Origin of the sequence: uncultured Mailhella sp. (genome assembly GCF_947631555.1) — a bacterium.
Taxonomy (GTDB): Bacteria; Desulfobacterota; Desulfovibrionia; order Desulfovibrionales; family Desulfovibrionaceae; genus Mailhella.
Map to the genome: position 1 here is coordinate 1 of NZ_CANRLT010000102.1, position 6167 is coordinate 6167.

The following is a 6167-nucleotide window of genomic DNA, read 5'->3' on the forward strand; positions in this document are numbered from 1 at the left end:
GTCGCCCCCATCCGCCGACTGACTCCGCAACCGGCGGATAGGGGCCGTGCGGATTGCCCCTCCCTTCCCCGCTTCGGTGGCGTGACCATGTTCGCCGGCAGAGCCGGACAAACACGCCGCCTCCGCTATCAGCTCGCTGACGCTCGCGCGACTTTCCCCGCTTCGGCGGCGTGACCATGTTCGCAGGCAGAGCCTGACGAACACGCCGCCTTCGCTATCAGCTCGCTGACGCTCGCGCCTCCGGCGGTTAAGGGAGGAAGAGGTTACGGAATAGGATTTCATCGGCTTCGCCGTTTTGTAAACTACTCTTTTCCCTCTGAAGGGGAAGGTCTCAAACCACAAAGGAATTTTTGATGAAGGAAGGGACAGGAGCTTGTGCTTTGCTTCCTGCTTTTCACCATACCTGCGGGCGTTGAACTCGGCTTTTCCGTCCTCAGAAAGGCCACACACTCTCATCGCATCAACGAACCCGTTCGACTGCCCTCTTTCCAGAAGCGGCGTTTTCTGAAAAAATTTAAAAATATTTTTTCCTTCCGATAGATTTTTGTGTGCCGTTTTTGTATTCAGCTTTTTTCTCAAAAGTTGTTTATTTGGCTTTTTATACAAATTTTATTCCCTTTTCAACGCCGCCGGCAACGCACGGCTCACGGAGCCATCATTGCCGAAAGCTGCGCCTGCCGCGCCTGGGTCTGCTTGTCAAGTTCCGCCGCCGTACCGAGGAGAAACTGGCGCAGGCAGGTGAGCCGCAGCGTATAGTAGACGTTCTGTCCCCGCTTTTCATCGGCGATGATCCCAGCGGTGCGCAGAATCGCGAGATGCCGGGATGCTGTTGACATGTCCGCATTGATGAGTTTCCGCAGTTCGCCGACGCACAGAGGACCATTCATAAGCGCTTCCGCCATACGCAGACGGCTGGGATGCCCCAGAGCTTTAAACATGGCCGCCTGTGCGTCAGTGTAGTTTGTGGAACGGGATAACTGAAACATCTTCGCCTCGGGCGTTGTCCAGAAAATAATAGTTGTTTGATACGCCAAATAAACAAGGATTATTCTGTTCTGTCAAGCGCCCCAAAGTTGTTTTTCCTGTCCCCATGGGATAAATTTTTCATTTTTGTCATTTTTATCTGACTTGCGATAACCGAACAACCATGGCATTATCATTTTCGGAGGCTGAGCCTGTGTTCTTCCTCTGCTTTGTGTCGGGCATCTTCCGTTTTTGTCAAAGATAAACCACTTGTTCTTTTCAGGAGGCTTCTCATGTTTAAAGGATTCCTCACCGCCGCTCTCGGCGCAGCCCTGATCCTCACCGGTGCTCTGAGCACGGATGCTCTGGCCGCCAAGGCTACCTTTGTCACCATCGGCACGGGCGGCATCACCGGCGTGTACTACCCCACCGGCGGTGCCATCGCCAAGATCATCAATGCGAAAAAGGATATCTACAACATCCGTGCCAGCGTGGAATCCACGGGTGCGTCCAAGTTCAACATCAACGCCATCAACAGCGGCGACCTGGAATTCGGCATTGCGCAGGCTGATACTCAATACATGGCCTACAAGGGCATCGGCGACTGGGAAGGCAAGCCGGTGACCAAGCTGCGCTTCGTGTTCGCTCTCGCCCCCGAAGCCATCACTTTCGTTGCGGCTGAAGACGCCAACATCAAGAGTGTCATGGACGTCAAGGGCAAGGTCATCAACCTTGGCGACCCGGGGTCCGGCAACCGTGTGAACGCCCTTCAGGTATTCCGTGCTGCCGGTCTTGATCCTGAAAAGGACTTCAAGGGCGAGAGCCTGAAACCTGCCGACGCTCCCCATACCGTTCAGGACGGCAAGATCGATGGCTACTTCTACACTCTCGGGCATCCCGCCGGGAACATCAAGGAAGCCACCGCCGGCAAGCGCAAGTGCCGCATCGTGCCCATCACCGGCATGGACAGCCTGCTCAAGGAATGCCCCTACTATTCCAAGACCAAGATCGATATGTCCTACTATCCTGACGCCACCAACGCCGCCGACGGCGCGGTGGAGACCATCGGTATGCTGGCTACCTTCGTGACCTCTGCCGACATCCCCGATGATGTAGTTTATGCCATCACCAAGGAAGTGGTGGAAAACCTTGATGAATTCAAGTCTCTCCATCCCGCTCTGGCGAGCATCACCAAGGAAACCCTTCTCGAAGGTCGTACCGCTCCTCTGCACCCGGGTGCGGAAAAGTACTACAGGGAAGCCGGTCTCCTCAAGTAAGCTCCCCCTTTGACCGCACGGCGGGGGCCAGACCGGGTCTGCCCCCGCCTTCTCTTTTTGACCCCTAACTCCGTGGATTTTCCCATGCCGCAAAAGCACATTCAGGACACCCCCCTGGGAGACAAATACAAGGAAGAACTGGCCCATGCCGAACACGGTCTGCGCGGCGACACGATGGGCATCACGGCAAAGATCACGTTTGTCATAGCTCTTTGCTGGTCCCTGTTCCAGATGGCTACCGCCAGCTTCCTCCTTCTGGACTCCGTCTTTGTCAAATCCATCCATCTGGCCTTCGCCATTCTTCTGGTCTACCTGAATATTCCCATGCTCAAGCCTTCGGCGTCCTCACGCTGGGACTTGCGCATACTCCTCGCCATGAACCGCGTCACCGTGATGGATTACATACTCGGAATCCTAGCCACGGTAGCGGCTCTCTATATCCTGCTCGACTATTCCGGCATCTCGGCTCGCCCCGGTTCGCCCATTGCCCGCGATGTTCTCATGGGCGTCCTGCTCGTTGTCCTGCTTCTGGAAGCCTCACGCCGTGTGCTCGGCCCCGCGCTGCCCGTCATTTCTTCCATCTTTATCCTCTATGTGTTTACAGGGCCGTACCTGCCCGACTTCCTCGCCTTCAAGGGTGCATCGATCTCCCGCTTCATCTCGCAGATCACCATGGACACTCAGGGCATTTACGGCATTCCCCTTCAGGTATCAGCCACCGTTGTATTTCTATTCGTACTCTTCGGCACCATGCTCGACCGCGCGGGCGGCGGAACCTTCTTCACCCAGCTCGCCATCAGCGGACTGGGGCACTACCGCGGCGGCGCCGCCAAGGCCGCGGTGTTCAGCTCCGCCCTTTCCGGCATGGTCTCCGGTTCCAGCATCGCCAACGTTGTGACCACGGGCACCTTCACTATTCCTCTCATGAAGAGGGTGGGCTATCCCGCGGTCAAGGCGGCTGCCATTGAAGTGGCCTCTTCCGTCAACGGCCAGCTTGCCCCGCCCGTCATGGGCGCGGCAGCATTCATCATCGCTGAATACGTCAACGTGCCCTATATCGAAGTCGCCAAGGCAGCCGCCATACCTGCCTTCGCCTCCTACGCGGCACTCCTCTGGATTACCCACGTTGAAGCCTGCAAGCTCGGTCTGAAGGGGCTGCCCCGCGAAGAACTTCCCCGTACTCTGGAAGTCCTGCGCGGCGGTATGCATTTCCTGCTGCCTCTGTGCATGCTGCTCTACGAACTCATCTTTCTCCAGCACTCCGCAGAGCTTTCCGTGTTCCGTGCCATCGTAGTTCTGACCATCATCATGGTCTTCCAACCCGTATGCATTGCCATCGTACACAAGACCTCCAAATGGCAGGCCTTCAAGGAAGGCGTGTCTCTCACGCTCCACGCCATGGCCGCAGGCGCTACCAACATGGCAGGCGTGGCTCTTGCCACTGCCACCGCGGGCATCATCGTCGGCTGCGTCTCCCTCGGACTGGGGCAGCAGATTACCTCTTTCGTGGAAATCCTCTCCATGGGGAATATCTTCCTGCTACTCATCATCACGGCGGCCACCAGCCTGCTTCTGGGTATGGGGCTGCCCACCACGGCAAACTACATCATCATGGCCTCGCTCACGGCTCCCGTACTCGTGGAACTTGCTTCAGAGTTCAGCATCCACGGCGTACAGCTTGCCGTCCCGCTCATGGCGGCGCACCTCTACTGCTTCTACTTCGGCATTCTGGCTGATGATACGCCGCCCGTGGGCCTCGCTGCCTATGCGGGAGCCGCCATCGCCAACGCCTCGCCCATTGCCGTCGGCATACAGGGATTCTTCTACGATATCCGTACAGCCCTTCTGCCCTTCTGCTTTATCTTCAACCACGACCTTATTCTGTGGAACATCCACAGTATCCCTGAAGCCATCATGATCTTCTGCATGACCTCTCTTGGCATGATCTGCTTTACGTCTATGGTGCAGGGCTGGTACATCAAACACACGACGCCGCTTGACCGACTGCTTCTGCTGGCGGCTGCGGTCATCCTGATGTACCCGGCTTTGGTCATGGATATCTTCCTGCCGCACGAACTGCGCTACTTTGGCTATATCATCGGTCTGGGGATTATGGGACTCCTCTTCCTCATACAGAAAGGCAGTCTGAATAAAAAATCTGCCACAAAGGAGGCCTCTGCATGAAAAAAAGAAAGGGCCTTCTGGCCAAGCCCGCACTGCGTATCCGGCACAAGACGCACAAAAAACCGTCTGCCATCACTCAGGAACTGCAATGCGCTCATTGCAGAACCATCTTCCCCGATTACCTAGCCCGCTGCCCGGAATGCGGCAGCGATGAATGGACGGCATTGGTAGAAGTCAACCCCTATGCGCGTATCCCCATGGAAAGCATACTCAAGGGCTGCGCTCATTTGCTGTGGATGCTGGGCATTCTGGCGTTTTTTCTGCTTGCCTGGCAGATGGATACGAACAATCCGGCAATCGACCGCCTCTATCTGTTTGCGGCCTTCGGCTGCCTGACCATCAGCATACTGCTTTCAACGGCTTTCTTCGGCCTCAGCGAAATCATGCGCAGAGTGCTGCGGATGCAGCGGCGCCTCAAGGCGTTCCACGAACATTATAATGAAACGCACCCGCTGCGGCACATCTGGCGGACGCACAAGGTAGAATAATCCGCTGCTTCAGGCTCTTCTTCTGCCCGCTCCGGTAACCTCCGGGGCGGGCTTCTCTATTGCTGCCGGCCAGAATAGTTGAGTTTCCAAACTTCAGGATCTGCCATGCGCAGCAAGCCAGGCCGCCCCCCACAGTCCGCTGTAAGGGTCAACACAGCGACGGACAGGGATACGCTCCAGGACCTCCAGCCCGGGAGCCATGAAAAAGCCTTCGGCAAAGGCCGGGTGTGCGAGAACGGCAGGATTGCGCCGAACCATGCCGCCAGTCAGGAAGAGTCCGCCGAAGCAGAGCGTGCACAGTCCCCAGTGCGCACAGACACGACCAAGAAAACGGGCATACCAGCATTGCGTGGCACAGGCACTGTTCAGCCCCTCAGCGGCTGCCTGCTCCGGAGACAAGACCCGCCCAGTCAAAAAATGGTGAAGCAGCGCCACACCTCTGCCCGTGACAAGGTCATCCCCCCGCAGGAGAACCTGTCCCGTCTGTTTGCGGGCAAAGGCGGCAAATTCCTCTTCTTCACGCCCCACAAAGGCAAAGGCCATATGACCGGCTTCCGCTGGCAAGGCTCGCCAGCGCTGTTTTCCGGCGTCACGGTACGGCACGAGCCAGCTTGTCCCCAGCCCCGTACCTGATCCCAGGACGGCGACAGGCACAGCTTCGGACTCGGCCGCCAACAAGAGGGGAAGTTCCGTCCCCAGCACAGGCAGGGAACGCTCTCCCGCAGGAGTAAGGCAGGCATACGCCTCGCACACAAAGTCATTAACCACACAGCAGGTCTTTATGCCGAAACGGGAAGCCGCATTGCGCAGATCGATTTCCAGCGGAGCATTGCTCAGACGTGCATGCAGAGGATCCCGCACAGGTCCTGCAACCCCCAAGACCAAGGCGTCCACAGCCGACAGCTTAGTGTGCAGCGTCTGTTCCCATTTTTCCAGAACGGATTCCGTACGTTTCAGTTCAGCGGTAGCGCACTGCTCCACAGCTTCCAGCTCCAGGCGGCGCGGCGTTTCCCTGAACTTTGCGAAACGGCAATGCGTTCCTCCCAGATCGATGGCGGCAAATAGTCTCATGGCTTTTCCTTATCCTGCACCGCAAGCATACGCCAACAGCGTTGTGGCGTCAAAATCCCCGTTTACTGATATGCACCCCATCAGGTGGACAAAGTAAGAAAGCCCCGCTAGTGATATGCACCCCATCAGGTGGACAAAGTAAGAAAGCCCCGCTAGGCTGAACTTTGTAAACAGATGGGGATTT

The 6167-nt window shown here is 57.0% G+C and carries 6 protein-coding genes; 3 read left to right on the forward strand and 3 right to left on the reverse strand.

What is annotated here, in order from left to right; translation table 11 throughout:
* Positions 1–606, reverse strand: a 606-nt coding sequence (locus Q0Z94_RS10600) for a hypothetical protein (RefSeq protein ID WP_298069530.1), incomplete at its 3' end; no start/stop codon positions are given.
* Positions 607–644: 38 nt separating this feature from the next.
* The gene (locus Q0Z94_RS10605) at positions 645–986 is read right to left on the reverse strand and encodes a metalloregulator ArsR/SmtB family transcription factor (protein ID WP_298069532.1); all 342 of its coding nucleotides are present in this window, start codon (positions 984–986) and stop codon (positions 645–647) included.
* A gap of 270 nt (positions 987–1256) precedes the next feature.
* On the opposite strand from Q0Z94_RS10605, the gene Q0Z94_RS10610 reads away from it, so the two are divergent.
* From Q0Z94_RS10610 to Q0Z94_RS10620, 3 genes are all read left to right on the forward strand, one after another.
* Complete coding sequence (locus tag Q0Z94_RS10610; protein ID WP_298069533.1) at positions 1257–2240, forward strand: TAXI family TRAP transporter solute-binding subunit; 984 nt, start codon at positions 1257–1259, stop codon at positions 2238–2240.
* Positions 2241–2324: 84 nt separating this feature from the next.
* Positions 2325–4424 (forward strand): TRAP transporter permease, encoded by a 2100-nt coding sequence (locus Q0Z94_RS10615; RefSeq protein WP_298069535.1) that lies wholly within the window; start codon positions 2325–2327, stop codon positions 4422–4424.
* Positions 4421–4912 carry a translation initiation factor IF-2 gene (locus Q0Z94_RS10620; RefSeq protein WP_298069537.1) on the forward strand — a complete coding sequence of 164 codons (492 nt, stop codon included), beginning with the start codon at positions 4421–4423 and terminating at the stop codon, positions 4910–4912. The genes Q0Z94_RS10615 and Q0Z94_RS10620 overlap by 4 nt, the downstream gene beginning before the upstream one ends.
* Positions 4913–5005: 93 nt before the next feature.
* Here Q0Z94_RS10620 and Q0Z94_RS10625 read toward each other — a convergent pair whose 3' ends face one another.
* Entirely contained in the window at positions 5006–5983 is a 978-nt protein-coding gene (locus tag Q0Z94_RS10625; RefSeq protein ID WP_298069539.1) for a glucokinase, read from the reverse strand.
* Positions 5984–6167: the final 184 nt, after the last annotated feature.

Excerpts from the sequence above, each read along its gene's own strand:
- Q0Z94_RS10605 (WP_298069532.1), bottom strand. The coding sequence starts at position 986 with ATGTTTCAGTTATCCCGTTCCACAAACTACACTGACGCACAGGCGGCC.
- Q0Z94_RS10620 (WP_298069537.1), top strand. The coding sequence starts at position 4,421 with ATGAAAAAAAGAAAGGGCCTTCTGGCCAAGCCCGCACTGCGTATCCGG.
- Q0Z94_RS10615 (WP_298069535.1), top strand. The coding sequence starts at position 2,325 with ATGCCGCAAAAGCACATTCAGGACACCCCCCTGGGAGACAAATACAAG.
- Q0Z94_RS10610 (WP_298069533.1), top strand. The coding sequence starts at position 1,257 with ATGTTTAAAGGATTCCTCACCGCCGCTCTCGGCGCAGCCCTGATCCTC.
- Q0Z94_RS10625 (WP_298069539.1), bottom strand. The coding sequence starts at position 5,983 with ATGAGACTATTTGCCGCCATCGATCTGGGAGGAACGCATTGCCGTTTC.